We start from the raw sequence: 25714 nt of genomic DNA on the forward strand, positions 1-25714 counted from the left end.
GGAGACAGACATGGCAAGGAAGATCACTTATTCGCAGGCGATCAACGAGGCGCTCGCGCAGGAAATGGCGCGCGACGACAGCGTGATCGTGATGGGCGAGGACAACGCGGGCGGCGCGGGTGCGCCGGGCGAGGACGACGCATGGGGCGGCGTGCTCGGCGTGACGAAGGGGCTGTTTCACAAGTTTCCGGGCCGCGTGCTCGATACGCCGCTGTCGGAAGGCGGCTACATCGGCGCGGCGGTCGGCGCGGCCGCATGCGGGATGCGGCCCGTCGCGGAGCTGATGTTCATCGATTTCATGGGCGTGTGCTTCGACCAGATCTTCAACCAGGCCGCGAAATTCCGCTATATGTTCGGCGGCAAGGCCGTGACGCCGGTCGTGATCCGCGCGATGTACGGCGCGGGCCTGCGCGCGGCCGCGCAGCATTCGCAGATGCTCACGTCGCTGTTTACGCACATTCCGGGGCTGAAGGTCGTGTGCCCGTCGACGCCTTACGACGCGAAGGGGCTGCTGATCCAGTCGATCCGCGACAACGATCCCGTGATCTTCCTCGAACACAAGCTGCTCTACACGCGCGAAGGCGATGTACCTGAGGAATCCTATGCGATTCCGTTCGGCGAGGCGAACGTCGTGCGCGAAGGCGACGACGCGACGATCGTCACGTACGGCCGGATGGTGCATCTCGCGACCGACGCGGCCGCGAAGCTCGCGAAGGACGGCATTCACGTCGACGTGATCGACCTGCGTACGACGTCGCCGCTCGACGAGGAAACGATCCTCGAAAGCGCGGCGCGCACCGGGCGCGTGGTGGTGGTCGATGAAGCGAACCCGCGCTGCTCGATCGCGACCGACATCGCCGCGCTCGTCGCACAGCGCGCTTTCCGAACGCTCAAGGCGCCGATCGAGCTCGTCACCGCGCCGCATACGCCCGCGCCGTTCGCCGGCGTGCTGGAAGACCTTTACATCCCGTCCGCCGACGCGATCGCGCAGGCGGTACTCAAGACCAGGAGCTGACACGATGTCGATTCACATGATCACGATGCCCAAGTGGGGGCTGTCGATGGAGCAGGGGCAGGTCAACGGCTGGCTGAAGGCGATCGGCGAGCGCGTGACGAAGGGCGACGAAGTGCTCGACGTCGAGACCGACAAGATCTCGTCGGGCGTCGAGTGCGCGTTCGACGGCACGCTGCGCCGGCAGGTCGCGCAGGAGGGCGAGACGCTGCCCGTCGGCGCGCTGCTCGGCGTGGTGGCCGCGGCCGAGGCGAGCGATGCCGACATCGACGCGGCGATCGCCGAATTCCAGCGCGATTTCGTGCCGGCCGCGGCCGCCGACGATGCGGCCGGCCCGCAGCCCGAGAAGGCGCAGATCGGCGGACGCACGGTCCGGTTCCTGAAGCTCGGCGACGGCTCGGGCACGCCCGCCGTGCTGATCCACGGCTTCGGCGGCGACCTCAACAACTGGCTGTTCAACCACGCGGAGCTCGCCGCGCACCGGCCCGTCTGGGCGCTCGATCTGCCGGGGCATGGCGAGTCGGGCAAGGCAGTCGACACCGGCAGCCTCGACGAACTGGCCGATGCGGTGCTCGCGCTGCTCGATGCGCAGCACATCGAGCGCGCGCACCTGATCGGCCATTCGATGGGCGGCGCGGTGGCGATGACGTTGGCCGACAGCGCGCCGGAGCGCGTCGCATCGCTGACGCTGATCGCGAGTGCTGGGCTCGGCGCCGACATCAACCGCGATTACATCGACGGCTTCGTCGCCGGCAACAGCCGCAACACGCTGAAGCCGCACCTCGGCGCGCTGTTCGCGGACCACGCGCTCGTCACGCGGCAACTGGTCGAGGATCTCGTCAAGTACAAGCGGCTCGAAGGCGTGCAGGCCGCGCTGGAGAAGATCGCGAGCGCCGCGTTCGACGGTGCGGCCCAGCGGCGCGTGTTCCGCGACCGCGTCGGGTCGCTCGCGCCGCGCACGCTCGTGATCTGGGGCGAGCGCGACCAGGTGATTCCGGCGCGGCACGCGCAGGGCTTGCCGGACGGCGTGCGTGCCGAGGTGATCGCCGGCAGCGGCCACATGGTGCAGATGGAGGCGGCTGCCGACGTGAACCGCCTGATCGTCGCGTTCCTCGGAGACTGACGATGACCGCCGCGCTCGAACGACCCAGCCTCACCGCGCTCGGCCAGCCGGGCGCGCGCAGCCGCGACAAGCTCGCGCGCATTCCGGTGCGCGTCGAGCCCGCGGGCGGCGCGGCGCTGCCGAAGCCGCCGTGGCTGCGGGCGCGGCCGATGATGAGCGGGGCGGTCGCCGACATGGCGGCCGTGCTGCGCGAGCATCGGCTGCATTCCGTCTGCGAGGAGGCGATGTGCCCGAACATCGGCGAATGCTTCGCGCAGCGCACCGCGACCTTCATGATCATGGGCGGGCTGTGCACGCGGCGCTGCCCGTTCTGTGACGTCGCGCACGGCCGTCCCGAGCCGCTCGATGCCGACGAGCCCGCGCGGCTCGCGGCCGCGGTCGCGGCGCTCGGGCTGCGCTACGTCGTGATCACGTCGGTCGATCGCGACGACCTGCGCGACGGCGGCGCCGCGCATTTCGCTGCCTGCATCGCGGCGGTGCGCGCGAGCGTGCCGGGCATCGGCGTCGAGGTGCTGACGCCCGATTTCCGCGGCCGCGTCGCGCGTGCGCTCGATGCGTTGTCGTCGGCGTGGCCGGACGTGTTCAATCACAACATCGAGACGGTGCCGTCGCTGTATCGGGCGGCGCGGCCGGGCGCCGACTATCGCGGCTCGCTCGAACTGCTCGCGCACGCGAAGGCCGCGCGGCCGACGCTCGTGACGAAATCGGGCTTGATGCTCGGACTCGGCGAGTGCGACGACGAGGTGCGGGACACGCTGCGCGACCTGCGCGCGCACGAGGTCGACGTGCTGACGCTCGGCCAGTATCTCGCGCCGTCCGCGCACCATCTGCCGGTGCGACGCTACGTGAGCCCCGAGGCGTTCGCCGCGTGGCGCGACGAGGGGCTGGCGCTCGGTTTCAGGGAAGTCGTTGCCGGACCGCTCGTGCGGTCCTCGTACCACGCGGCCGACGTGCTGGAGGACGCGTAGGCCGCACGCCGTGCGTCATGCGCCGTATGCGCCGACGGCCGGTTGCGCGCGGCTGACGTGGCGCAGGTAGAGCGCGAGGCCCGCGCCCGCCAGCATCAGGCTGATCGTGTTCGCGAACCAGAAGCCGCGCGCGCCGGTCAGCCAGGCGGGGGCGAGGCCGCCGACGTCGAAGCCGAGCACGTAGCCGCCGCCAAGTCCGACGCCCCACAGCGCGACCGCATAGATCACGGTCGGCACGACCGCGACCTTGTACGCGCGCAGCACGAAGGCGGACGTGATCTGCAGCGCGTCGAAGAAGTGGTAGCAGGTGACGATCGCGACCAGCGGCAGCGCGGCGGCGGCCACGGCCGGATTCGGCGTGTAGCCGCTGACGATCAGCGGACGCAGCGTGAACACGAGCACGCCGTACGCGGCCGCGATCCCGCACGCGAGCATCACGCTGTGCCGGCCGAGCAGCCGCGCCTCGTCCGGGCGGCCGGCACCGAGCGCGCGGGCCACCAGCGTCGACGCCGCGACCCCGATCGACAGTGGCGTCATGTACAGCACCGCGCCGATGTTGCCGGCGATCTGGTGGCCGGCGAGCGTCGTCGTACCGAACTGCGCGATGAAGAGCGCCATGCACGTGTACGACGTGACCTCGATCAGGTACGACAGACCCATCGGCACACCGAGCTTCAGGATCGCCTTCTGGCGCGCCCAGACGGGCCAGCAAAAGCGCGAGAAGATCGAAAGCGGCGAGAACACGTCGAGCTTCGCGAGCAGCGTGAAGCCGATCAGCGCGAGCGCCCAGTTGATCAGCGTGCTGGCGAGCCCGCAACCGGGGCCGCCGAGGGCCGGCACGCCGAGCCCGCCGAAGATGAACCACACGTTGAGCGGAAACTTGAGCAGCAGCGCGCCGACCTGCAGGATCATCGCGAGGCGCGGCTTGCCGGCCGCGTTGGTCAGCGCGTTGTAGATCCGGAACATGAGGCTCGCCGGCAGGCCGTACGACAGGATTCGCAGGTAATCGACCGTGCGGTCGTGCAACGCGGGCGGCGCGTGGGCGATGTGCAGCAGCGGTTCGGGAAAATGCAGCAGCAGGAAGCCGGGCACCGCGAGCATCAGCGCGAGCCACAGCGCCTGGCGGACTTCCTCGCCGATCTCGGCGTAGCGCCGCGCGCCGTACAGCTGCCCGGTGATCGGCTGCAGCGCGGACAGGATGCCCGTCAACCCGATGTAGACCGACACGTAGATCGACGAACCGAGCCCGAGCGCGGCGAGGTCGATGGCCGAGTAGCGTCCGACCATCGCCGTGTCGATCACGCCGAACGCGATGATCGCGAGCTGGCCGACGAGCACCGGCCACGCGAGGCCGACGATCCGGCGGATGTCGGCGAACATCGTCAATCGACCGCCCGGTGGCGCGGCCCACGGCGCTTGACGGGCGCCGCCGGCCGCTCGATGCGCTCGTACAGGCGGAAGCGCTCGTCGCGGTCGGCCACGCGGCGGCCTTCCCATACGAGACGCCACACGTATTGCGACATCGCGCTCGGCTCGCCGAAGTCGGCGCGGTCCTGGCGCAGGATCACGTCGCAGTCGCCCGAGAATTCGAAGTGCATGTCGCCGAAATACGCGAAGGTCGCGATCTGCGCATCGCCGAGCCGCACGGGCGAGATGCACTCATAGTCTTTCGGCAGGTGCGACGCGATCTGTTGCGCGACGTCGCTGTAGGTCCGGCCGTAGTTGACGATCGGCAGCCACAGCGTCATCAGCAGCACCCACATCAGCGTGGTGCCCGCACCCGACAGCACGACGCTGCGCCACAGCACCTTCGGCTGGCGCGAGACGCGCCAGCGCGCGAGCAGGCACCAGCACACGGTGACGATCACCGCGCAGACGAACGACAGGATCTTGAAGTGCGGTTCGTAGCCCGGCACGAGGCGCGCGAGGTTGCGCGCGAGCGGATGCGGGAAGCCGGTGAGCGACGCGAGCCACACGAGCCACACGAAGGTGCCGAGGATCGTGAAGCTCAGCACCGCGAACCAGTCGAACGCGTTGATCGCGCCGCGCTTGAGGGTCGGCAGCGCGAAGGTGGCGAGCACCGCGAGCGGCGGCAGCAACAGCATGTACATGCGGTTCGACTGCTGGCTCTGCAGGATCACGAGCGCGACGAGCGGCACCACGACCGACAGTGGAATCGCGATGTGCGCGCGGCGGCGCATGCCGGCCCAGCTCCACCAGGCCCAGATCGCGAGCGGCCACGCGGGCCACGTGAACAGCGGCAGGTTCTTCGCCGCATAGGCGAGCACCGCGGTCGGCGGGCCCGAGAAGCGCATCAGGCTGCCGTGGATCCACTGGTTGAAGAACCACGCGGCGTCGTCCGGCGCTGCCTGGAAGGCGGCGAGCGGCCACAGCGCGAAGATCGCGGCCGCGAGCGGCAGGCCGATCAGCGGCAGGCGCAGGTTGCGCATCTCCGGCGTGACGAGCCACAGCGCGGCCGTGCCGGCGAGCAGCGCGACGACCAGCACCGGGTTGCCGGACAGCGCGACGAGGCCGATCGCGGCGCCCCACCACAGAGCACCCTGCAGCGGCTTGTCGATGCCGCGCACGATGCCGTACACGAACATCGCGATCCACGCGAACTGAGCGAGTTGCGGCGTCGTTTCGTGGCCGCGCTCCGCGAGCCCGAAGCATGCGACGAGGACCAGCAGCGCGCCGTCGGCGAGCGTGCGGCCGTAGTCGCGCGGCTCCGGCTCGCCGCCGAATGCGTACTTGAACGGCTGGACCTCGGCGCGCCGGCCGAGCAGATAGGCCGCGTACCAGACGAACGCGCACGCGACGCAGAACAGCACGCCCGTGTCGACGCGCGACGCGTTGCTCGCGTCGACCCACGGCGCCAGCGCGCGGATCGACAGCGCGCCGAGCCAGTAGGCGAGCGGCCCGTCGGTAGTGATGAACTTGCCGACGAGATTCGGCAGCAGCCAGTCGTGCCAGCCGCCGGTGGCCATCGTCCACATCACGCCGAAGCCCGCCGCGTCCTCGTTCTTCCACGGGTCGCGGCCGAACAGGCCGAACGCCGCGTAGACGAGGCAGAGCGTGAGCAGCAGCCAGCGCGGCAGCGCGCGCGTGGCGGAGGCGGTGAGGCGAACGACAGGCTTCATGCAGATGAGCGATTTGTTATGGGCGGGCGGCCGGTGCGGTCATGCGCCGACGGCGCGGATTCGAGCATCCGGCATTGTAGACGCGCCGGCCGTTGCGCGTCAGACGATTGCCCGGCCCCGGCCGCCGTGCGGCGTTGTCCCGGCGAGCGGCGACAAAAAAGGGCAGCCTGGGCTGCCCTTTCGTGCGGTACCGGTGCATTGCAACCACCGGAACGATGCGAAGCTTACTTCGCCTTGCCGTTGGCGCGAACGCCGAACTTGTTCTTGAACTTCTCGACACGGCCTGCCGTGTCCATGATCTTTTGTTGACCCGTGTAGAACGAGTGCGATTCCGACGACACTTCGATCTTGGCGAGCGGGTAGGTCTTGCCTTCGTGTTCGATGGTTTCACGCGTCTGGATCGTCGAGCGCGTGATGAACTTGAAGCCGTTCGACATGTCTTGGAAGACGACTTCGCGGTAGTCCGGGTGAATGCCAGGTTTCATGATGTTCCTTGGTGAGAGCGGTAGCCAACCCGCCGCTTGCCGTGCCGGACCGCACACATTTGCGCGATTTCAGCCGACGTCAAGCCCGGCGCGAGCCACTTGCCTAAGGTCGAAAAACGGCGATTATGCCAGAAAATCAGACGGTTGACGAATAATTTTCATCACGCGTCGAGGGCGCCCGTGTGGGCCGGATCCTGCCGGTAATAGCGGGCGAGCAGCCGGTAGAGCTCCGGAAATTCGGACTCGAACGCGCGCGGTCGCACGAACAGCGCCTCGCTGCACACCGCGAAGAACTCCGACGGGTGATCGGCCGCATAGGGATCGATCAGCGAGTCGCGCTCGAAGCGCGCCCACGCGCGATCCGGCACCGCATCGACGCGCGCGCAGAACTGGTCGTACGCGTGCTCGAACACGTCGGCCCACGCCTGCGCGTCGAGGTGCGGCGCGTGCCAGCGGCGAAAGAGGGGCGGATAGCCGTCGGCCTCGCCGTTGACCATGTCGATCTTGTGCGCGAACTCGTGGATCACGACGTTGTACGCGTCGCGGCCGTCCGTCATCTGCGCGTCTTCCCACGACAGGATCACCGGCCCGCCTTCCCACGCTTCGCCGCTCGCGTCCTGCTCGACTTCATGGACGACTCCGTCCTCGTCCTGCACGGTCTTGCGGATCACGAATTCGCCCGGATACACGACGACGCCGACCCAGCCGTCGTACAACGACAGATCGAGATTCAGCACGGGCAGGCACGCCTGCGCGGCGATCGCGACGATCATCTCGTCGGTCAGCTCGAGCCCGTGCGCGGTCGAAAACGATTTCTTCGCGATGAACAGGCTCGTCAGCTCGCGCAGGCGGCCCAGGTCGCCGGGCGTCAGCGCATCGAGGAACGGCAGGCGTGCGACGGTGTCCTGCCACAGTGCATCGGGAATCGGGTGGCTGCGCAGCGCGCGGTCGCGGCGGCGGTCGTCGAACCAGCGGGTCAGTTTCGAGAGCATGGAAGCAGCGCGGGGAAATCCAAAGCCTGTCTTTTAACTCAATCGATCTCTTTTTGCCATGCCGCGAACAGGCCGCCGACCAGCGCGACACCCGCGAGGAAATAGAAACCGTCGAGCGACGCGAGGAACGACGCCTGTTGCGCGACCATCCGCGCGATCGATGCGATCGCGAGGGCGTGCGCCTCGTTCAGCGCATGGCCGGCGGCCGCATAACCGCGCGTGAGGGCGTCGACGGTCTGCTGGAACAGCGGATCGAACACGTTCGCGCGCTCGACGAGCCGCGTCTGGTGCAGGGCCAGCCGGTGTTGCTCGACGATGATCACCGACGACGTCGCGAACGAGATCGTCAATTGCCGCACGATGTTCTTCAGCCGATAGCCGTGCGTGTATTCGTCGATCGCGAAGATGCGGAACGTCAGGTTCGCGACGGGCAGCACGATGAACAGCAGCAACAGCCCGCGCAGCAGCAGCGGGACGATCAGCGCGGCCTCGCCGACCTGGGGCGTCATCCGCGTCATCCACAGCGCGGCCGTGACCGCGATCGCGAACCCCGGCACGACGAACCACTTCTTGTGCGTGACGCGCTTCGCATGGCGCAGGTAGGCGAACAGAGCGGTGGCCGAGATCAGCGACATCGTGCCGACCAGGCGCCCGGCGTTCTCGACCGGATAGCCGAGCCCGCCTTCGAGCAGGCGGGACGTCAGGTAGCTGAAGCCCGTCGACTCGTAGTAATAGAACATGTACAGCAGCAGCCCGACCTGGAACGTGCGCTCGCGAAACGCGTGCAGCCGCACGAGCGGCGTCGGATGGTTCCACTGGTGATGGGCGAACCACGCGAGCGCGCCGAGGCCGGCGATCGTCAGCAGGATCAGCATCGGCGAGCCGCTGTAGAGCTGGTAGTGCACCTGCTGCAGCACGATCTGCAGCGCGCCTTGCGCGAGCGCGAACACGACGTATGGCCAGAAATGCCCGGAGCCGCGTTCGTCGTCGGGCGTCCTGCCGGAATCGGGGAGCGTGAGCAGCGCGAGGATCGCGAACGCGATGCCCGCGGGCGCGGTGCAGGCGAACAGCGCGCGCCACGTCGAATGCGCGACGAGCAGCCCGCCGGCGATCGGCGCGAGCGCGCTGCCGAGCAGGATCATGATCAGGAACGCGCGCGTGGCGGGCGGCCGCTCCTGCGGCTTGAAGCTGACCTGGATCAGGATCCGGCAGGCACCCATCATCGGGCCGATGAAATAGCCCTGGAAGCCGCGCGCGAACGCGAGTTCGAGCGACGTGTCGGCGAGCGCGGCCGCGATCGCGCCGAACGAGAACATCAGCATGCAGCTGGCGACGTAGCGGCGATGCCCGAGCCGGTCGACCCACCATTGCTGCTGAAGGATGCCGAGCACGGCCGTGACCGCATACGCGCTCGACGACCACACGAGTTCGTCGGGCGATGCGTTGACGCCGCCCGCGATGTAGCTCGCGAAGAACGAGAAGGCCGCGTTGTCGAAATAGTCGATGCCGGTGACGAGCGCGAGCGCCCACGGGAACAGGTCCGCGCGCAGGTTCGCGCGGCTCCATAGCGGCGAGCGACCCGGCGCGACGTTCATTCCCGGTCCTTGCGCGTACGCCGCGCGCCGGCCTCGGCCTGCCGTTGCGCGATCAGCGCGTCGGGGTTTTCGCCGGCGAGGCGCCGTTCGACGTAGTCGATGTCGTGCTGCAGTTCCTTGCGCAGCGCGACCGCTTCCTTCAACTCGCGCTGGACGGCCGCGATCCGCTGGTCGAGCGTGTCGATCTGTTCGGCGAGCCCCGAGCGGATCTCGCGCAACGATGCGTCCGAATAGCGGCGCCGACCATCGCCCGTTTCTTCCAGCGGGCGCTTGAGCATCTCGGTTATGCCGTGCAGCGAAAAGCCGAGCGCGCGCAGCCGCAGGATGCGGGCGAAGCGTTCGAGATCGGCTTCGTCGTACAGGCGATAGCGGCCGCCGCTGCGCGACGGCGTGACGAGTCCGCGCTCTTCGTAGTACTTCAGCGTGCGCGGCGTGACGCCGAGCCGCGACGCGGCGTCGCTCACGGTCAGCAACGAGGGGGAGGCGTCGTTCGGCATCGGGATGGCAGGGGCTTCGGTCGGGACGATGGCGCGATTATAGATCAACCTGTACGTTCACGTACAGGTTGGCGCGAAAAAACGGCCGCCGGGCGAAACGCGCGGGCGGCCGTTCGGTGCGGGGCGAGGGCGATCAGCCGCCGCGGCGCATCAGGTCGAAGAACTCGGAATTGCTCTTCGTCTGGCGGATCTTGTCGAGCAGGAACTCCATCGCCTCGACTTCGTCCATGTCGTGGATGAACTTGCGCAGCACCCAGATCTTTTGCAGGATCTCGGGCTTGATCAGCATTTCTTCGCGGCGCGTGCCCGACTTGTTCAGGTTGATCGACGGATAGACGCGCTTTTCCGCGAGACGGCGCTCGAGGTGCACTTCCATGTTGCCGGTGCCCTTGAACTCTTCGTAGATCACGTCGTCCATGCGGCTGCCGGTCTCGATCAGCGCGGTGCCGATGATCGTCAGCGAGCCGCCTTCCTCGATGTTGCGCGCGGCACCGAAGAAGCGCTTCGGGCGCTGCAGCGCGTTCGCGTCGACACCGCCCGTCAGCACCTTGCCCGACGCCGGGATCACGGTGTTGTAGGCGCGGGCGAGACGCGTGATCGAGTCGAGCAGGATCACGACGTCGTGCTTCATTTCGACGAGGCGCTTGGCCTTCTCGATCACCATTTCGGCGACCTGCACGTGACGCGTGGCCGGTTCGTCGAAGGTCGATGCGATCACTTCGCCGGCGACCGAGCGCTGCATTTCGGTCACTTCTTCGGGGCGCTCGTCGATCAGCAGCACGAACAGGATGACGTCCGGATGGTTCTGCTTGATCGCGTGTGCGATGTGCTGGAGCATCACGGTCTTGCCCGACTTCGGCGACGCGACGAGCAGGCCGCGCTGGCCCTTGCCGATCGGCGCGATCATGTCGATGATGCGGCCCGTGACGTTTTCTTCGCCGCGCATTTCGCGTTCGAGCGACAGCGGCTTGTTCGGGTGCAGCGGCGTGAGGTTCTCGAACATGATCTTGTGTTTCGAGGCCTCGGGCGGCTGCCCGTTGACTTTGTCGACCTTCACCAGCGCGAAGTAGCGCTCGCCGTCCTTCGGCGTGCGGACTTCACCTTCGATGGTGTCGCCGGTGTGCAGGTTGAAGCGGCGGATCTGCGACGGGCTGATGTAGATGTCGTCGGTGCTCGCGAGGTACGACATTTCCGGCGAGCGCAGGAAGCCGAAGCCGTCCGGCAGCACTTCGAGCGTACCGTCGCCGAAGATCGTCTCTCCCGTCTTGGCGCGCTTTTTGAGAATGGCGAACATCAGCTCCTGCTTGCGCAGGCGGTTCGCGTTTTCGATCTCCAGGCCATTGGCCATTTCGATCAGTTCGGACACGTGCAGAGACTTGAGCTCGGATAAATGCATACGGAGAACCCGCCAGGGAGGAGAAGCGACGAAAAGAAATAAGGGAGGAGGGGCGAGCGGAGGCGCTCTGAGACTTAATGCGTCTTGTAGACGTTTTTTGATTCTAGCATACGCCGATTCGCGCCTGAGCGGCCGATCGGCGGCTTGACGGGGGACGTGTTGTCGGTTGACAACACGTCCGCGGAACGGCCGGTATTACAGGTGGCTGTCCAGGAATGCGGTGAGTTGCGACTTCGACAGCGCACCGACCTTCTGTGCGGCCGCCGCGCCGTTCTTGAACAGGATCAGCGTCGGGATGCCGCGCACGCCGAACTTCGCAGGCGTTGCCTGGTTGTCGTCGACGTTGATCTTCGCGATCTGCAGCTTGTCGCCGTAGTCCTTCGCGACTTCGTCGAGGATCGGGGCGATCATCTTGCACGGGCCGCACCATTCGGCCCAGAAGTCGACGAGCACGGGCTTGTCGGATTTGACGACGTCCTGTTCGAACGATGCGTCGCTGATGTGTTTGATCTGTTCGCTCATTGGGTCAATACCTCTTACGGTTCGGGGACTGCCTGCTTGGCGCGTTGCGGCGCTCCGGCGGCCTGTCGGCTGCCGGCCGCTGCGGCAGGTCACTCCGCTCCCCGGAAGGAGGGGCGTAAGCGCTGCTTGGCGCGGCTCGCGGGTCGTTCGGGCGTCATATTAGCCTAAATTGCTATCTGCTGCGGGCGGCGATAGTAGCCGCTACGCGAGTAGGGGTACGACGCGCCGTTCGACCGTTGTGATCCGAACGTGGAGGCCGCCTCGCAAAATACAAGAGTCACGGTCTCCATCGCGGAATCTGTCCACCTGTTCGCGCCGGATCGACAAGCCCGTACGCGCGCCGCTTTGCTCGATCGTGCGCATTGTTGCGAACAAACGGTCGCATTTGGCCGGAAGCGGTGATAGAATATGCCGTGACGGGCCTCCTCGCATGGTGGGGCGGTGAACCTGGTCAGGTCGGGAACGAAGCAGCCACAATCGTTTTCTGCCAGTGCCGAGGGTCGGGCTCGTCACCTTTCCTCTCGCCCCGTTCGCCGGGCGTTTTTTATTTCTGCGTCATTCTCCGCTTTACCTGCGTCTTGCCCGTTTTCCGCACCGTTTCGCGTGTCGGCGCGACGCAGCGTTACTGATACAATTTCCCGATGACCTATCAAGTTCTCGCACGCAAGTGGCGTCCGAAGGATTTCGCTTCGCTCGTCGGCCAGGAGCACGTCGTCAGGGCGCTCACGCACGCGCTCGACGGCGGGCGTCTCCATCACGCCTATCTGTTTACCGGAACCCGCGGCGTCGGCAAGACGACGCTGTCGCGGATCTTCGCGAAGGCGCTCAACTGTGAAACCGGCGTCACGTCGCAGCCGTGCGGCGTGTGCCGCGCGTGCCGCGAGATCGACGAAGGCCGCTTCGTCGACTACGTCGAAATGGATGCCGCGAGCAACCGCGGCGTCGACGAAATGGCCGCGCTGCTCGAGCGCGCGGTGTACGCGCCCGTCGATGCGCGCTTCAAGGTCTACATGATCGACGAAGTGCACATGCTGACGAACCACGCGTTCAACGCGATGCTGAAGACGCTCGAGGAGCCGCCGCCGCACGTCAAGTTCATCCTCGCGACCACCGATCCGCAAAAGATTCCCGTCACCGTGCTGTCGCGCTGCCTGCAGTTCAACCTGAAGCAGATGCCGGCCGGGCACATCGTGTCGCACCTCGAACGGATCCTCGGCGAAGAGCAGATCTCGTTCGAGCAGCAGGCGCTGCGTCTGCTCGCGCGCGCCGCGCAGGGCAGCATGCGCGATGCGCTGTCGCTGACCGATCAGGCGATCGCGTACTCGGCGAACGAAGTGACCGAATCGGCGGTGTCGGGCATGCTCGGCGCGCTCGACCAGACTTACATGGTGCGCCTGCTCGATGCGCTCGCGGCCGGCGCCGGCCCCGAGATCCTCGCGATCGCCGACGAGATGTCGCTGCGCAGCCTGTCCTTTTCCACCGCGCTGCAGGATCTCGCCAGCCTGCTGCACCGGATCGCCTGGGCGCAGTTCGCGCCGGGGTCGGTGCTCGACGAATGGCCGGAAGCGGCCGATCTGCGCCGCTTCGCGGAGACGCTGAGCCCCGAGCAGGTTCAGCTGTTCTACCAGATCGCGACGGTCGGGCGCGCGGAGCTCGGCCTTGCGCCGGACGAATACGCCGGCTTCACCATGACGTTGCTGCGGATGCTCGCGTTCGAGCCGGTCGTCGGCGCCGGCAGTGCGCCGGGAGGTCAGCCTGCCGTGCCGCGTGCCGTGCCTGCACCAGCATCCGCGCCGCGTGCGGCCGCTGCCGTTGCGTCGGCTGCGGCACCCAAGTCGTCGGCGCCGCAGCCGGCAGCCGTGGCGGCCGCACGTCCGCAAGCGGCTGCGCCCGCTGCGCGTCCGGCAGCGGTCCAGTCCGACGATGCGGCGATTGCGCCGGCAGTGAAGGCTGTTTCGACACCGGCATCTGAATCTGCATCCGCGGCAACATCGGCTGCGACCGCAGCGCCGGCCGCACCGCAGCCGCAAGCGATCCCGGCACCTCAGGCGGTACCGCCGAGCGATGCACCGCCGGCTGTCCGCAACGAACCTGAACCGCCGGTTGCCGCCGCCAAGCGCAACGACGAACCTGCGCTGCCTGCCGAACCGGCGCCGCGTGCTGCGCCGGCCGAACCCGCCGCGCGCCCGTCTGCCCGCGGCGGTGCAGCTGCCGCACTCGACGTGCTGCGCAACGCCGGCATGCGCGTGTCGTCCGACCGCGCGCGTGCGGGCGCCGCGCCCAAGCCGGCGGCGGCCCAGCCGGCCGTCGAAAAGCCGGCGGCATCGCGTCCTGCCGTGCAGGTACCGACGCCGCGCGCGGCGGCCCGCGCGCCGCAGGTTGCCGACACGCGCCAGGCCCCGCCGCCGTGGGAAGACATTCCGCCGGACGAATATGTGCCGCTCAGCGCCGACGAGATGTTCGGCGGTGCGGCGGACGACGGCTTCGTGCCCGTGTTCGACAGCGGCCCCGACGACGTGCGCATTGCGCCGAAGGCAGTGGAGTCCCGTCCGTCCGCGCCGGTCGACACGCGCCCGCTGCCGCCCGCGATCGCGCTCGACCCGGTCGGCTTCGACGGCGAATGGCCGGCGCTGGCCGCGCGGTTGCCGCTGAAGGGCGTCGCGTATCAGCTTGCATTCAACAGCGAGCTGACGGCCGTCGACGCGACGACGTTGAAACTGTCCGTGCCGGTGCCGCAGTATGCGGACGCCGCCCAGGTCGCGAAACTGAAGGCGGCCCTGGCCGATGCGCTCGGCAAGGCCGTCGAGGTCGCGGTCGAGGTCGGGCCCGCGCGGCGCACCGCGGCGGCACTCGATGCGGCTGCACGTGCGGCACGCCAGCGCGAGGCAGAGCAGGACATCCATGGCGATCCGTTCGTCCAGCAGCTCGTGCGTGACTTCGGCGCGCGTATCGTCGAAGGCTCGGTGCGGCCGCTCGCCGATCCGGCGCCGGACGGCACGCCGCCGACGCTGCATTGAACGAATCGCACTGCGACAGGCACAATCACGCCCGCACACATTGACCGGCACGCGCCGCGTGCCGGTTTTCACACGATCAAGAAGGAGTATTCCCATGTTGAAAGGCAACCTCGCCGGACTGATGAAGCAAGCGCAGCAAATGCAGGAAAACATGAAGAAGATGCAGGAGCAGCTTGCGCAGATCGAAGTCGAAGGGCAGTCGGGTGCCGGCCTCGTCAAGGTGACGATGACCTGCCGCAACGAAGTGCGTCGCGTGGCGATCGACCCGAGCCTGCTGGCGGACGACAAGGACATGCTCGAGGATCTGGTCGCGGCCGCGTTCAACGATGCGGTGCGCAAGGCCGAAGCGACGTCGCAGGAAAAGATGAGCGGCATGACGTCGGGCCTGCCGCTGCCCCCGGGTTTCAAGCTGCCGTTCTGAGCGCAGCCTCCGTTCAGCTTTCAGCCGCCGTATGAAACAGCCGTCCGCCCTGTCCGCGCTCGTCGAAGCGTTGCGCGTATTGCCCGGCGTCGGGCCGAAATCCGCGCAACGCATGGCGTACCACCTGATGCAGCACGATCGGGAGGGCGCGGAACGGCTCGGCCGGTCGTTGCTGTTCGCGACCGAGCACCTGCAGCACTGCGAGAAGTGCAATACCTTCACGGAGGCGCAGATCTGCGAGGTGTGCAGCGACGAGGAGCGTGATCCGACGCTGCTGTGCGTCGTCGAGACGCCGGCCGACCAGATCATGCTCGAGCAGACGATGACGTACCGCGGGCTGTATTTCGTGCTGATGGGGCGGCTGAGCCCGCTCGACGGGATCGGCCCGAAGGAAATCCATTTCGACCGCCTCGTGCGGCGTGCGTCCGACGGTGTCGTCAAGGAGGTCGTGCTCGCGACCAACTTCACGAACGAGGGCGAAGCCACCGCGCACTACCTCGGCCAGACGCTGAAGGCGCGCGGGCTCGCGGTCACGCGCCTCGCGCGCGGCGTGCCGGTGGGCGGCGAACTCGAGTACGTCGACGCGGGCACCATCGCCCGCGCGATGCTCGACCGCCGCACGATGTAAGCCGGGCGCCGCCGGCCGGCGGCGCCGTTCCTCATGCCAGGGAGACACATGAGCACCAGCCAGGGCCCGCTCGCGGGCGTCAAAGTGCTCGAATTCGGGACGCTGATCGCGGGGCCGTTCGCGTCGCGCCTCTTTGCCGAATTCGGCGCGGAAGTGATCAAGATCGAGGATCCGAACGGCGGCGACCCGTTGCGCAAGTGGCGCAAGCTGCATCCGGAGCAGGGTGGCACGTCGCTGTGGTGGTCGGTCCAGGCACGCAACAAGAAATCGGTCACCCTCAACCTGAAATCCGATGCCGGCAAGACGATCGCGCGGCAACTCGCGCGCGAGGCCGACATCGTGATCGAAAACTTCCGCCCGGGCCTGCTCGAGAAGCTCGGGCTCGGCTACGACGTGCTGTCGGCTGACAACCCCGGGCTCGTGATGGTGCGCCTGTCCGGTTACGGGCAGACCGGCCCGTACCGCGACAGGCCCGGCTTCGGCGCGATCGCCGAATCGATGGGCGGCTTGCGCCACATCACCGGCTATCCCGATTTGCCGCCGCCGCGCATCGGCATCTCGATCGGCGACTCGATCGCCGCGCTGCACGGCGTGATCGGTGCGATGATGGCGCTCCACCACCGCAACGTGAATGGCGGTGCGGGGCAAGTGGTCGACGTTGCGCTGTACGAAGCGGTGTTCAACATGATGGAAAGCGTGGTGCCCGAGTACGGCGTGTACGGGATGGTGCGCGAGCGCACCGGCGCGTCGCTGCCGGGCATCGTGCCGTCGAACACCTACGCGTGCCGCGACGGCAGCATCGTGATCGGCGGCAACAGCGACCCGATCTTCAAGCGGCTGATGAAGGCGATCGAACGCGACGACCTCGCCGACGATCCCGCGCTCGCTCGCAACGACGGCCGCGTGCCGCGCACGCAGGAGATCGACGACGCGATCGCCGCTTGGCTCGCGCCGCGCACGATCGACGACGCGCTGGCGGTGCTCAACGCGGCCGACGTGCCGGCCGGGCGCATCTACAGCGCCGCCGACATGTTCACCGATCCGCAGTTCATCGCGCGGCAGATGATCCAGCGTTTCAAGCTGGCCGACGGCACCGACATTCCGCTGCCGAACATCACGCCGAAGCTGTCCGGCACGCCGGGCGAAACACGCTGGCTCGGGCCGGAACTCGGCGAGCATACGGACGAGGTGCTGCACAGTCTCGGCTACGACGCGCAGGCGATCGCCGCGCTGCGCGAGGCCGGCGCGATCTGAGCGCCGCGCACTCGGCGCTGCGCGTCAGGTTTGCCGAACGGGCATCTCGTCACGGCGGCCCTTCGAGGGGAAAAACCGGGCGGCACCGCGTTTTCCCGAACCTGCAAACGCCGCCGCGCGATGCGACGGCGCACCGCGCGCGCGTCGTGCGTGCGGGCCTGTCCGCACCCGCCGGACTGTCGCTCTCGCGCCATCTTTCCTCGGTTACAATCGCCGGATGCGAATCCTACTCAGCAACGACGACGGCTATCTCGCCCCCGGTCTCGCCGCGCTCAGCGACGCGCTGCAGCCGCTTGCCGACCTCACGGTGATCGCGCCCGAGCAGAATTGCAGCGGCGCGTCGAATTCCCTGACGCTGTCGCGGCCGCTGTCGGTGCAGCGCGCGACGAATACGGGTTTCTTCTACGTGAACGGCACACCGACCGATTCGGTGCACGTCGCGCTGACCGGGATGGCCGACGCGCGGCCCGACCTCGTCGTGTCCGGGATCAACAACGGCCAGAACATGGGCGAAGACACGCTCTATTCAGGGACAGTTGCGGCCGCCACCGAAGGCATCATGTTCGGCGTGCCGGCCATCGCGTTTTCGCTGGCCGACAAGGGCTGGGCGCATCTGGCGGATGCGGCGCGCGTCGCCGCGGAAATCGTCGAGCACTTTCTCGCGCATCCGCTGCCCGGTCAGCCGCTGCTGAACGTCAATATTCCGAATCTGCCGTACGACGAACTGAAAGGCTGGCAGGTCACGCGCCTCGGCAAGCGTCACCCGTCCCAGCCGGTGATTCGCCAGACCGACCCGCGCGGCGAGCCGGTCTACTGGATCGGCGCCGCGGGTGCGGCGCTGGACGCGAGCGAAGGCACCGATTTCCACGCCGTCGCAAACGGTTTCGTCTCGATCACGCCGCTGCAGCTCGATCTCACGCATACGCAAATGCTGCCTGCAACGCGCGAATGGGCGCGCGCAGGAGGGCGGGCTTCATGAGCGGCGAGCGCGCGAAGCGGTTCCCGCTCGCGCTCGAAGATCTCAAGCGAGCGCCACGCAAATCGGAGGGCCGGGCCGGTGAACGCCATGCGGCGAGCGCGGTGCCGAAGGCCGTCGACAAGCCCGCTGCCGTGCTGAAGCCGGTGGCGGTGAAGGCGGGCGTCGCCCGCACGGTGCCTGGTGCGGCCGCCGCGAAGCCGGCGAGCGCACCGAAGCCGACCGCGCTGAAGCCCGCGATGCCGAAGCCGGCGGCGCCGAGCGTCGCGCCGGCCGGTGCATTCGCGTTGACGTCGGAACGTGTGCGCGAGCGCATGGTCGAACGCCTGCGCGCGAACGGCGTGACCGACGCGCGCGTGCTGGATGCGATGGCCGCGGTGCCGCGCCACCTGTTCGTGGATCCCGGGCTCGCGACGCAGGCGTATGAGGATGCCGCGTTGCCGATCGGCCACCAGCAAACGATTTCAAAGCCGTCGGTCGTCGCGCGCATGATCGAGCTCGCGATGGCCGGCCGCACGCTCGAGCGCGTCCTCGAGATCGGCACCGGTTGCGGCTACCAGGCCGCGGTGCTGAGTCACGTGGCACGCGACGTGTATTCGATTGAGCGCATCAAGCCGCTCTACGAGCGCGCGAAGCTGAACCTGCGGCCGCTGCGTGTGCCGAACATCCGTCTGCATTACGGCGACGGGCGTGTCGGCCTGCCGTCCGCGGGCCCGTTCGACGCGATCGTGATCGCGGCGGCGGGGCTCGACGTGCCGCAGGCGCTGCTCGAGCAGCTCGCGATCGGCGGGCGGCTCGTCGCGCCGGTCGGCGCGCAGAGCGGGCAGCCCCAGGTGCTCACGCTCGTCGAGCGCGTCGCGCACGCGCAATGGCGGGAGTCCCGGCTTGATCGCGTTTTCTTTGTCCCTTTAAAATCCGGAGTGATTTGAAACCGATGAGTATGTTGCGCGCGATGCAAAACAACCGAACCAGGGAACCGCTCACGTTCGCCCAGCGCGCGATCTGTGTGGCTGCGTTCTCCACGCTGCTGGCCGCCTGTGCGACGCGGCTCGACAACGCGCCCGTCGTCGACCGCTCCGGATCGCTCGGCACGACCGCCGCCGCGCAGCCGGCAGTGCCGCTCGGCCCGCCGCCGCCCGGCTTCTACCGTGTGAAACCGGGCGATACGCTGTACCGGATCGCGCTCGAGAACGGGCAGAACTATCGCGACATCGCCACCTGGAACAACCTGGCGAACCCGAATCAGATCGAAGTCGACCAGCTGCTGCGTGTCGCGCCGCCGGGCGGTGCCGCGCTTGCCGGCTCGCCGGCTGCCGCACCGATCACCGGCGCCGCCGTCGCGACCGCGCCGCTCAGCAGCGGTCCCGCGACGCCGGCCGCGGGCTCGTCGTCCGCGAGCACGCCGCCGGCTGCCGCCGCATCGAGCGACACGGCAGCCGCGCCGAGCGGCCCCGTGACGTTCGCATGGCCCGTGCGCGGTCCGGTGCTGAACGGTTTCGACGACGCGAAGAACAAGGGCGTCAATATCGGCGGCACGTCCGGCGAGGCCGTGAAGGCGGCGGCCGACGGCCGCGTCGTCTACTCGGGCAACGGCCTGCGTGGCTATGGCAACCTCATTATCATCAAACACGATGCAACTTACCTCACGGCGTATGCACACAATCGCGCTTTGATGGTAAAAGAGGGGGACGCGGTAACGAAGGGGCAGAAGATCGCCGAGATGGGTAACAGCGATGCCGACCGCGTGATGCTGCATTTCGAGGTTCGCCGGCAGGGTAAACCTGTCGATCCGCTGAAGTATTTGCCGCCTCAATAACCGAGACGACCATGCCGAAATCGAAGCGCCACGAGCCGCAAGCCGAATCTGAGAAGATCAGTCGTGCCACGCAAGCATCGGTGGAGCGAGCTGGCGCTTCGACGGACGACGAAGACGACGTCGCGGAAAACGAACGTGATCTCGAGGCACGCGACGCCGAAGCGGACGGCGACGACGAGCACGAAGGCCGGGCGGAAGCCGCGCCCGACGTCGACGATTTCCGCGCATTGCTGCAGGCCGAACTCACGGCCGACACGATCCAGCATTACCTGAACCGTATCAGCGTGAAGCCGCTCCTGACCGTCGAGGAGGAGCAGCGCTATTCGCGTCTTGCGAAGGCCGGCGAATTCGAGGCGCGGCAGGTGATGATCGAGCGCAACCTGCGTCTCGTCGTCAGTATCGCGAAGGGTTACCTGAACCGCGGCGTGCCGCTGCTCGACCTGATCGAGGAGGGCAACCTCGGCCTGATGCACGCGATCGAGAAATTCGATCCGACGCGTGGCTTTCGGTTCTCGACCTACGCGACGTGGTGGATCCGGCAGAGCATCGAACGGGCGATCATGAACCAGGCTCGCACCGTGCGTCTGCCCGTGCACGTGATCCGCGAACTGAACCAGGTGCTGCGCGCGAAGCGCCACCTCGAAAAGAATTCGATGTCGACGGGCGAGGCGGCCGAGCGCCGTGAAGCCAGCATCGACGACATCGCCTATCTCACCGGCAAGACCGCCGAGGAAGTCACCGACATCCTCGCGCTCAACGAGCACACCGCGTCGCTCGACGCGCCGCTCGATCTCGATCCCGCGAGCAGCCTGCTCGATCTGCTGCCCGACGACCAGAGCCAGTCGCCCGACGCGGAGGTGCAGCACCGCGAACTCGAGACGCTCACGCGCGCATGGCTGTCGCGGCTGTCGGACAAGCATCGGCACGTGATCGAGCGCCGCTTCGGCCTGAACCACATCGAACCGGCCACGCTCGAGGAGCTGGCCGACGAGATGGGGCTCACGCGCGAGCGCGTGCGGCAGATCCAGCAGGAAGCGCTGGTGCGCCTCAAGCGGTTCTTTGCCTCCAATGGCGTGCGCAAGGACGCCGTTCTGTAACTGATGACACCGATTCTCGTTTTTGACATCGAGACCATTCCCGATGTCGACGGCATTCGCCGTCTTGAAGACCTGCCCGCGACGCTGGACGATGCCGCGGTGGCCGAACATGCGTTCGCCGCGCGCCGCGAGAAGACCGGCAGCGATTTCCTGCCGCATCACCTGCAGCGCATCGCGGCGATTTCCTGCGTGTTCCGCGACAACAACGGTTTCCGCGTTCGGTCGTTGGGCACGCCGCAGGACAATGAGGCGACGCTGGTCCAGTCGTTCTATCGCGTGATCGAGAAATACACGCCGCAGCTCGTGTCGTGGAACGGCGGCGGCTTCGATCTGCCGGTGCTCCATTACCGAGCGCTCGTACACGGGATCCCCGCGACGCGCTACTGGGATCTGGGCGAGGACGACCGCGAGTTCAAGTGGAACAACTACATCTCGCGTTATCACTCGCGGCACACCGACCTGATGGACGTGCTCGCGATGTATCAGGCGCGCGCGAATGCGCCGCTCGACGCGCTCGCGAAGCTGTGCGGCTTCCCGGGCAAGCTCGGAATGGACGGCAGCCAGGTGTGGCCGGCGTTCCAGGATGGCCGGATCGAGGAAATCCGCAACTATTGCGAAACCGACGTCGTCAATACCTACCTGCTGTATTGCCGGTTCCAGCTGATGCGCGGCGGCCTGACGCCGAGCGAATATGCGGACGAGATCCTGCTCGTGAAGAATTCGCTCGCGCAGGAGCCCGCGTCGCACTGGGCCGAATACCTGGCCGGTTTCGACGCGTGACGCGGGCGGCCCGCATGGCGGCCGCGATCAATTTCGATCGAGTTCGAGCACGACCGGCTGGTGATCCGATTCGCGCGCGTCGCCGTCGATTTCGCAGCGCGTGACGTGCGGCAGCAGCGTATCGGTCACGAACACGAAGTCGCATGCGAGCGGCCCGTCGGACCATTGCGCAGTGTCGTAGACGCCGGCGGTCGGCGGCGGCGTGCGGCCCGGGTGCCGGGCGATCCACGCATCGACGAACGACGGTGCGTCGGCGATCGGCTCGAGCATGCGCCGGTACGCGTCGCTGCCGAACGCGCTGTTGAAGTCGCCGCAGAGGATGGCATCACGCGGTTGGCCGGTCTCGCTGAACGGCCCCGTGGCATTTTCGGCCGGCGCAGGCTGGTCGGCATGCGCACACGCTTCGCGGTGCCGGGCGCGCAATGCGTCGACCTGCGCGAGTCGCTGGCGCGCCGAATAGAATTCCAGATGCGTCGTGACGACCCGCAGCCGACCCGACGGTAACACCAGTTCGACGTCGAGCGCGACGCGCGGCATGGAAGGCGCGTCGGCGTCTGCCGGCCACGGCAGCAATTGGCGCAGCACGCGCCCGATCGGCAGCCGGGTCGCGACCGCATTGCCGAACTGGCGGCGCGGTGCGCCGGGTTCGAGCGGCGGCAGGTCGGCGCCGACCGCTTCGACGATCGCATAACCGGGCAGCAACGCCGCCAGTTCGGCGAACTGGTCGGGGCCGGGCTGGCCGGGCAGTGCGCCGAAACCGCGCGTGACTTCCTGCAGGCACAGCACGTCGAAGTCGCCAAGCCGGCGAGCGGCGGCGATCGTGCGCGGCAGGTCGACGACGCCGTCCGCGTCCCGACCCCATTGGATGTTCCAGTCGATCAGTCGCATGGTCGATTCTCCCGAGTCTCCTGAGTCTGTTGTGAGCAGAACGTGTGCCGCCGGCTGAGCTCGCGAGAGGCCGCGCATGCGGGCCGGCGGCGGGCTGCCTGCAGGTCGTTCCCGCATGACGCGGCGCGGCAGAGGCGTCAGTATTGACGCTTGCGCCACGAAAGCGGGCGACGCGGGCTTTCGTCGTCTACAATCTCGCCTTCTTCAACGTTTTGTCAGGAAAAGCTGGTGTCCGAAGCCGTCCCCACTTCTGCGCGCAAATCGAAAAATGCGCCCGTCGCGCCCGGGCCTGCCCCGGTTCTCGAGATCGAATCGCTCGACATGGAAGCGCGCGGTGTCGGCCGCACGGCGACCGAGGACGGCACGCCGGGCAAGGTCATCTTCGTCGAGGGTGCGCTGCCCGGCGAGCGCGTGACCTATTCGAGCTACCGTCGCAAGCCGAGCTACGAGCAGGCGACCGTTGTCGACGTTCTGCGCCCGAGCGTGCTGCGCACGGAGCCGAAATGCAAATTCTTCGGCACCTGCGGCGGCTGCTCGATGCAGCACCTCGACATGCGCGCGCAGGTCGCGATCAAGCAGCGCGTGCTCGAGGACAACCTGTGGCACCTGTCGAAGCTGCGCGCCGAGACGATGTTCGCGCCGATCCACGGCCCGTCGTGGGGCTACCGGTACCGTGCGCGCCTGACCGTGCGCAACGTCGCGAAGAAGGGCGGCGTGCTGGTCGGGTTCCATGAAAAGAAGAGCAGCTATGTCGCCGACATGACGAGCTGCGAAGTGCTGCCGCCGCACGTGTCGGCGATGCTCGTGCCGCTGCGCCGGCTGGTCGAGGGGCTGTCGATCCGTGACCGGATGCCGCAGATCGAGCTCGCGGTCGGTTCGCAAGTCACGGCACTGGTGCTGCGCGTGCTGGAGCCGATCAATGCGGACGACGAAGCGCTGCTGCGCGCGTTCGCCGACGAGCACAAGGTGCAGTTCTGGCTGCAGCCGAAGGGCCCGGACACGGTGACGCCGTTCTATCCGCTCGACGTGCCGCTCGACTATACGCTGCCTGAGTTCGGCATCCGCATGCCGTTCAAGCCGACCGACTTCACGCAGGTCAACCATCAGATCAACCGCGTGCTGGTGGGTCGCGCGCTGCGCCTGCTCGCGCCGTCGCGCGACGATCGCGTGCTCGACCTGTTCTGCGGGATCGGCAACTTCACGCTGCCGCTCGCGCGGCTGTCGCGCGAGGTGATGGGCATCGAAGGCAGCGAGACGTTGACGACTCGCGCGCTCGCGAATGCGCGCGAGAACGGCGTCGACGGCCATACGACGTTCGCGTGCCGGAACCTGTTCGAGGTGACGGGCGACGACCTGCGTGCGCTCGGCGCCTTCGACAAGTTCCTGATCGACCCGCCGCGCGAAGGCGCGCTCGCGGTGTCGAAGGCGCTGGCCGAAATCGCGCAGAGCGGCGAAGGCCCGCTGCCGAAGCGCATCGTCTACGTGTCGTGCAACCCGTCGACGCTCGCGCGCGACGCAGGCCTACTCGTGCACGAGGCCGGCTACCGGCTGAAGGGCGCCGGCGTCGTGAACATGTTCCCGAATACGTCGCACGTCGAATCGATCGCGCTGTTCGAGCGCGACTGAGCGGGCGGCGGACGTAAAAAAACCGGCCCGAGGGCCGGTTTTTTCATCGGGTACGGCGAACGTCAGTTGCGGTTGCCGCCGAAGATGCCGAGCAGCGCGAGCAGGTTCGTGAACACGTTGTACAGGTCGAGGTAGATCGCGAGCGTGGCCGAGATGTAGTTCGTCTCGCCGCCGTTCACGACACGCTGGACGTCGAACAGCATGTAGGCCGAGAAGATCGCGATCGCGAGCACCGACACGGTGAGCATCAGCGCCGGCAGTTGCAGGAAGATGTTCGCGACCGACGCCAGCAGGATCACGATCACGCCCATGAACAGCCATTTGCCGAGCCCGGAGAAGTCGCGCTTGCTGACCGTGGCGATCGTCGCCATCGCGGCGAAGATGATGCCGGTGCCGCCGAACGCGAGCATGATCAGCGACGGGCCGTTCGAGAAGCCGAGGATGAAGCTCAGCAGGCGCGACAGCATCAGGCCCATGAAGAACGTGAAGCCGAGCAGCACGAACACGCCGGCCGCGCTGTTTTTCGTCCGCTCGATCGCGAACATGAAGCCGAACGCGATTGCGAAGAACGCGAGCAGGCTCATCATCGGGCTCGTGGCCGCGAACAGCGAGAATCCCGTCGCGACGCCGACCCATGCCCCCAGCACCGTCGGCACCATCGACAGCGCGAGCAGCCAGTACGTGTTCCGCAGCACGCGATTGCGAACCTCCGCGGTGCTGACGGAGCCGCCGCGGCCGAAATTGTACGGATAGTCGTTCATGGTTTCTCCTAACATTGAACGCATGGGCGTCCGGGGCCGGTTCGGCGCGCGCGGTGTGCGGCGCAGCAAACCGGAGCAGCTATGGCTAAGATACGTTCCGTGCCGCGAGGTTTCAATGCCGGGCGGCGCAAAAAACATATGGATTTGGAACCTTTCACTCGTGTAAGGGTTCAATCGCAATGATACACGGGATCGTGCTACAATAGCGGATTCATTTGAACCTGTAACTTCTTAATTTCTTGGAGTTTTTATGGCAATCGAGCGCACCCTGTCGATCATCAAGCCGGATGCGGTGGCAAAGAACGTGATCGGCCAGATCTACAGCCGTTTCGAAGGCGCCGGCCTGAAGATCGTCGCATCGCGCATGGCACACCTGTCGCGTGCGGACGCAGAGAAGTTCTACGCAGTTCACGCAGCACGTCCGTTCTTCAAGGACCTCGTCGATTTCATGATCTCGGGCCCGGTGATGATCCAGGTTCTGGAAGGTGAAGGCGCGATCCTGAAGAACCGCGACCTGATGGGCGCGACGGATCCGAAGAAGGCGGAAAAGGGCACGATCCGCGCCGACTTCGCCGACAGCATCGACGCGAACGCCGTGCACGGCTCGGACGCTGCCGAAACGGCCGCGGTCGAAATCGCGTTCTTCTTCCCGGAAATGAACGTCTACTCGCGCTAAGCCCTGGCTGGCAACAAGTAGGCAGGATTCAGCGCACGCGGCAA

24 protein-coding genes and 1 other RNA gene are annotated in these 25714 nt (G+C 67.3%); 15 read left to right on the top strand and 10 right to left on the bottom strand.

All coding sequences use genetic code 11. The features are described 5' to 3' along the window. Positions 1-10 precede the first annotated feature (10 nt). From DIE17_RS10215 to lipA, 3 genes are read left to right on the top strand one after another with little or no spacing between them, the layout of a single operon-like run. On the top strand, positions 11-1015 hold the full coding sequence (locus tag DIE17_RS10215; RefSeq protein ID WP_044847261.1) for an alpha-ketoacid dehydrogenase subunit beta: 1005 nt from the start codon (positions 11-13) through the stop codon (positions 1013-1015). Positions 1016-1019: 4 nt separating this feature from the next. Next, positions 1020-2135, top strand: a complete 1116-nt coding sequence (locus tag DIE17_RS10220) for an acetoin dehydrogenase dihydrolipoyllysine-residue acetyltransferase subunit (RefSeq protein ID WP_124486288.1) — start codon at positions 1020-1022, stop codon at positions 2133-2135. A gap of 2 nt (positions 2136-2137) precedes the next feature. Further along, the gene (gene lipA, locus DIE17_RS10225) at positions 2138-3103 is read left to right on the top strand and encodes a lipoyl synthase (RefSeq protein ID WP_124486289.1); all 966 of its coding nucleotides are present in this window, start codon (positions 2138-2140) and stop codon (positions 3101-3103) included. 15 nt (positions 3104-3118) lie between these two features. Here lipA and DIE17_RS10230 read toward each other — a convergent pair whose 3' ends face one another. From DIE17_RS10230 to trxA, 8 genes are all read right to left on the bottom strand, one after another. Then, positions 3119-4483: an MATE family efflux transporter gene (locus DIE17_RS10230; protein ID WP_124520215.1), complete on the bottom strand. Its 1365-nt coding sequence runs from the start codon at positions 4481-4483 to the stop codon at positions 3119-3121. Positions 4484-4485: 2 nt separating this feature from the next. Further along, positions 4486-6243, bottom strand: a complete 1758-nt coding sequence (locus DIE17_RS10235; protein WP_124486291.1) for a glycosyltransferase family 39 protein — start codon at positions 6241-6243, stop codon at positions 4486-4488. A 224-nt stretch (positions 6244-6467) separates the two neighbouring features. Then, a complete protein-coding gene (locus tag DIE17_RS10245) occupies positions 6468-6728 on the bottom strand; it encodes a type B 50S ribosomal protein L31 (protein ID WP_044847266.1) in 261 nt (86 codons plus the stop codon). 161 nt (positions 6729-6889) lie between these two features. Then, a complete protein-coding gene (locus DIE17_RS10250; RefSeq protein WP_124486293.1) occupies positions 6890-7720 on the bottom strand; it encodes a zinc-dependent peptidase in 831 nt (276 codons plus the stop codon). A gap of 38 nt (positions 7721-7758) precedes the next feature. Beyond that, positions 7759-9315: an MFS transporter gene (locus tag DIE17_RS10255; RefSeq protein WP_124573281.1), complete on the bottom strand. Its 1557-nt coding sequence runs from the start codon at positions 9313-9315 to the stop codon at positions 7759-7761. Beyond that, complete coding sequence (locus tag DIE17_RS10260) at positions 9312-9812, bottom strand: MerR family transcriptional regulator (protein ID WP_124486295.1); 501 nt, start codon at positions 9810-9812, stop codon at positions 9312-9314. Before DIE17_RS10260 ends, DIE17_RS10255 begins: the two co-directional genes overlap by 4 nt. A gap of 133 nt (positions 9813-9945) precedes the next feature. Continuing rightward, positions 9946-11208: a transcription termination factor Rho gene (rho, locus tag DIE17_RS10265; protein WP_006478662.1), complete on the bottom strand. Its 1263-nt coding sequence runs from the start codon at positions 11206-11208 to the stop codon at positions 9946-9948. Between the two features lie 195 nt (positions 11209-11403). Then, on the bottom strand, positions 11404-11730 hold the full coding sequence (gene trxA / locus DIE17_RS10270) for a thioredoxin TrxA (protein ID WP_006402348.1): 327 nt from the start codon (positions 11728-11730) through the stop codon (positions 11404-11406). Positions 11731-12145: 415 nt separating this feature from the next. Here trxA and ffs point away from each other — a divergent pair. The 10 genes from ffs (at position 12146) to DIE17_RS10320 (ending at position 21719) form a co-directional block, all read left to right on the top strand. Beyond that, positions 12146-12244: signal recognition particle sRNA small type (gene ffs, locus DIE17_RS10275), an RNA gene on the top strand. Between the two features lie 127 nt (positions 12245-12371). Beyond that, positions 12372-14747 (top strand): DNA polymerase III subunit gamma/tau, encoded by a 2376-nt coding sequence (locus DIE17_RS10280; protein ID WP_124520217.1) that lies wholly within the window; start codon positions 12372-12374, stop codon positions 14745-14747. Positions 14748-14841: 94 nt separating this feature from the next. After that, complete coding sequence (locus DIE17_RS10285) at positions 14842-15168, top strand: YbaB/EbfC family nucleoid-associated protein (RefSeq protein WP_006755698.1); 327 nt, start codon at positions 14842-14844, stop codon at positions 15166-15168. 31 nt (positions 15169-15199) lie between these two features. Beyond that, complete coding sequence (gene recR / locus DIE17_RS10290) at positions 15200-15796, top strand: recombination mediator RecR (RefSeq protein ID WP_044847271.1); 597 nt, start codon at positions 15200-15202, stop codon at positions 15794-15796. A gap of 48 nt (positions 15797-15844) precedes the next feature. Then, entirely contained in the window at positions 15845-17050 is a 1206-nt protein-coding gene (locus tag DIE17_RS10295) for a CaiB/BaiF CoA-transferase family protein (protein WP_124520219.1), read from the top strand. A gap of 217 nt (positions 17051-17267) precedes the next feature. Continuing rightward, positions 17268-18029 (top strand): 5'/3'-nucleotidase SurE, encoded by a 762-nt coding sequence (gene surE / locus DIE17_RS10300; protein ID WP_124486298.1) that lies wholly within the window; start codon positions 17268-17270, stop codon positions 18027-18029. Next, positions 18026-18955, top strand: a complete 930-nt coding sequence (locus tag DIE17_RS10305; RefSeq protein WP_044848975.1) for a protein-L-isoaspartate(D-aspartate) O-methyltransferase — start codon at positions 18026-18028, stop codon at positions 18953-18955. Before surE ends, DIE17_RS10305 begins: the two co-directional genes overlap by 4 nt. A 5-nt stretch (positions 18956-18960) precedes the next feature. Beyond that, the gene (locus tag DIE17_RS10310; RefSeq protein WP_044848976.1) at positions 18961-19842 is read left to right on the top strand and encodes a peptidoglycan DD-metalloendopeptidase family protein; all 882 of its coding nucleotides are present in this window, start codon (positions 18961-18963) and stop codon (positions 19840-19842) included. Positions 19843-19853: 11 nt separating this feature from the next. Beyond that, positions 19854-20939, top strand: coding sequence for an RNA polymerase sigma factor RpoS (rpoS, locus tag DIE17_RS10315; protein WP_040144287.1), 1086 nt, complete (start codon positions 19854-19856; stop codon positions 20937-20939). A gap of 3 nt (positions 20940-20942) precedes the next feature. After that, positions 20943-21719, top strand: a complete 777-nt coding sequence (locus DIE17_RS10320; protein ID WP_044848977.1) for a 3'-5' exonuclease — start codon at positions 20943-20945, stop codon at positions 21717-21719. 27 nt (positions 21720-21746) lie between these two features. Here DIE17_RS10320 and DIE17_RS10325 read toward each other — a convergent pair whose 3' ends face one another. Next, a complete protein-coding gene (locus DIE17_RS10325; protein ID WP_124520220.1) occupies positions 21747-22607 on the bottom strand; it encodes an endonuclease/exonuclease/phosphatase family protein in 861 nt (286 codons plus the stop codon). Between the two features lie 228 nt (positions 22608-22835). On the opposite strand from DIE17_RS10325, the gene rlmD reads away from it, so the two are divergent. Then, a complete protein-coding gene (gene rlmD / locus DIE17_RS10330) occupies positions 22836-24233 on the top strand; it encodes a 23S rRNA (uracil(1939)-C(5))-methyltransferase RlmD (protein ID WP_124520222.1) in 1398 nt (465 codons plus the stop codon). 62 nt (positions 24234-24295) lie between these two features. On the opposite strand, the gene DIE17_RS10335 is transcribed toward rlmD, so the two are convergent. Further along, positions 24296-24994, bottom strand: coding sequence for a Bax inhibitor-1/YccA family protein (locus tag DIE17_RS10335; protein WP_006761414.1), 699 nt, complete (start codon positions 24992-24994; stop codon positions 24296-24298). A gap of 250 nt (positions 24995-25244) precedes the next feature. Here DIE17_RS10335 and ndk point away from each other — a divergent pair, with 250 nt between their 5' ends. Beyond that, positions 25245-25670, top strand: coding sequence for a nucleoside-diphosphate kinase (gene ndk, locus DIE17_RS10340; protein WP_006478674.1), 426 nt, complete (start codon positions 25245-25247; stop codon positions 25668-25670). Positions 25671-25714 lie beyond the last annotated feature (44 nt).

The sequence above is a fragment of the Burkholderia sp. Bp9099 genome (genome assembly GCF_003857805.1).
GTDB lineage: Bacteria > Pseudomonadota > Gammaproteobacteria > Burkholderiales > Burkholderiaceae > Burkholderia.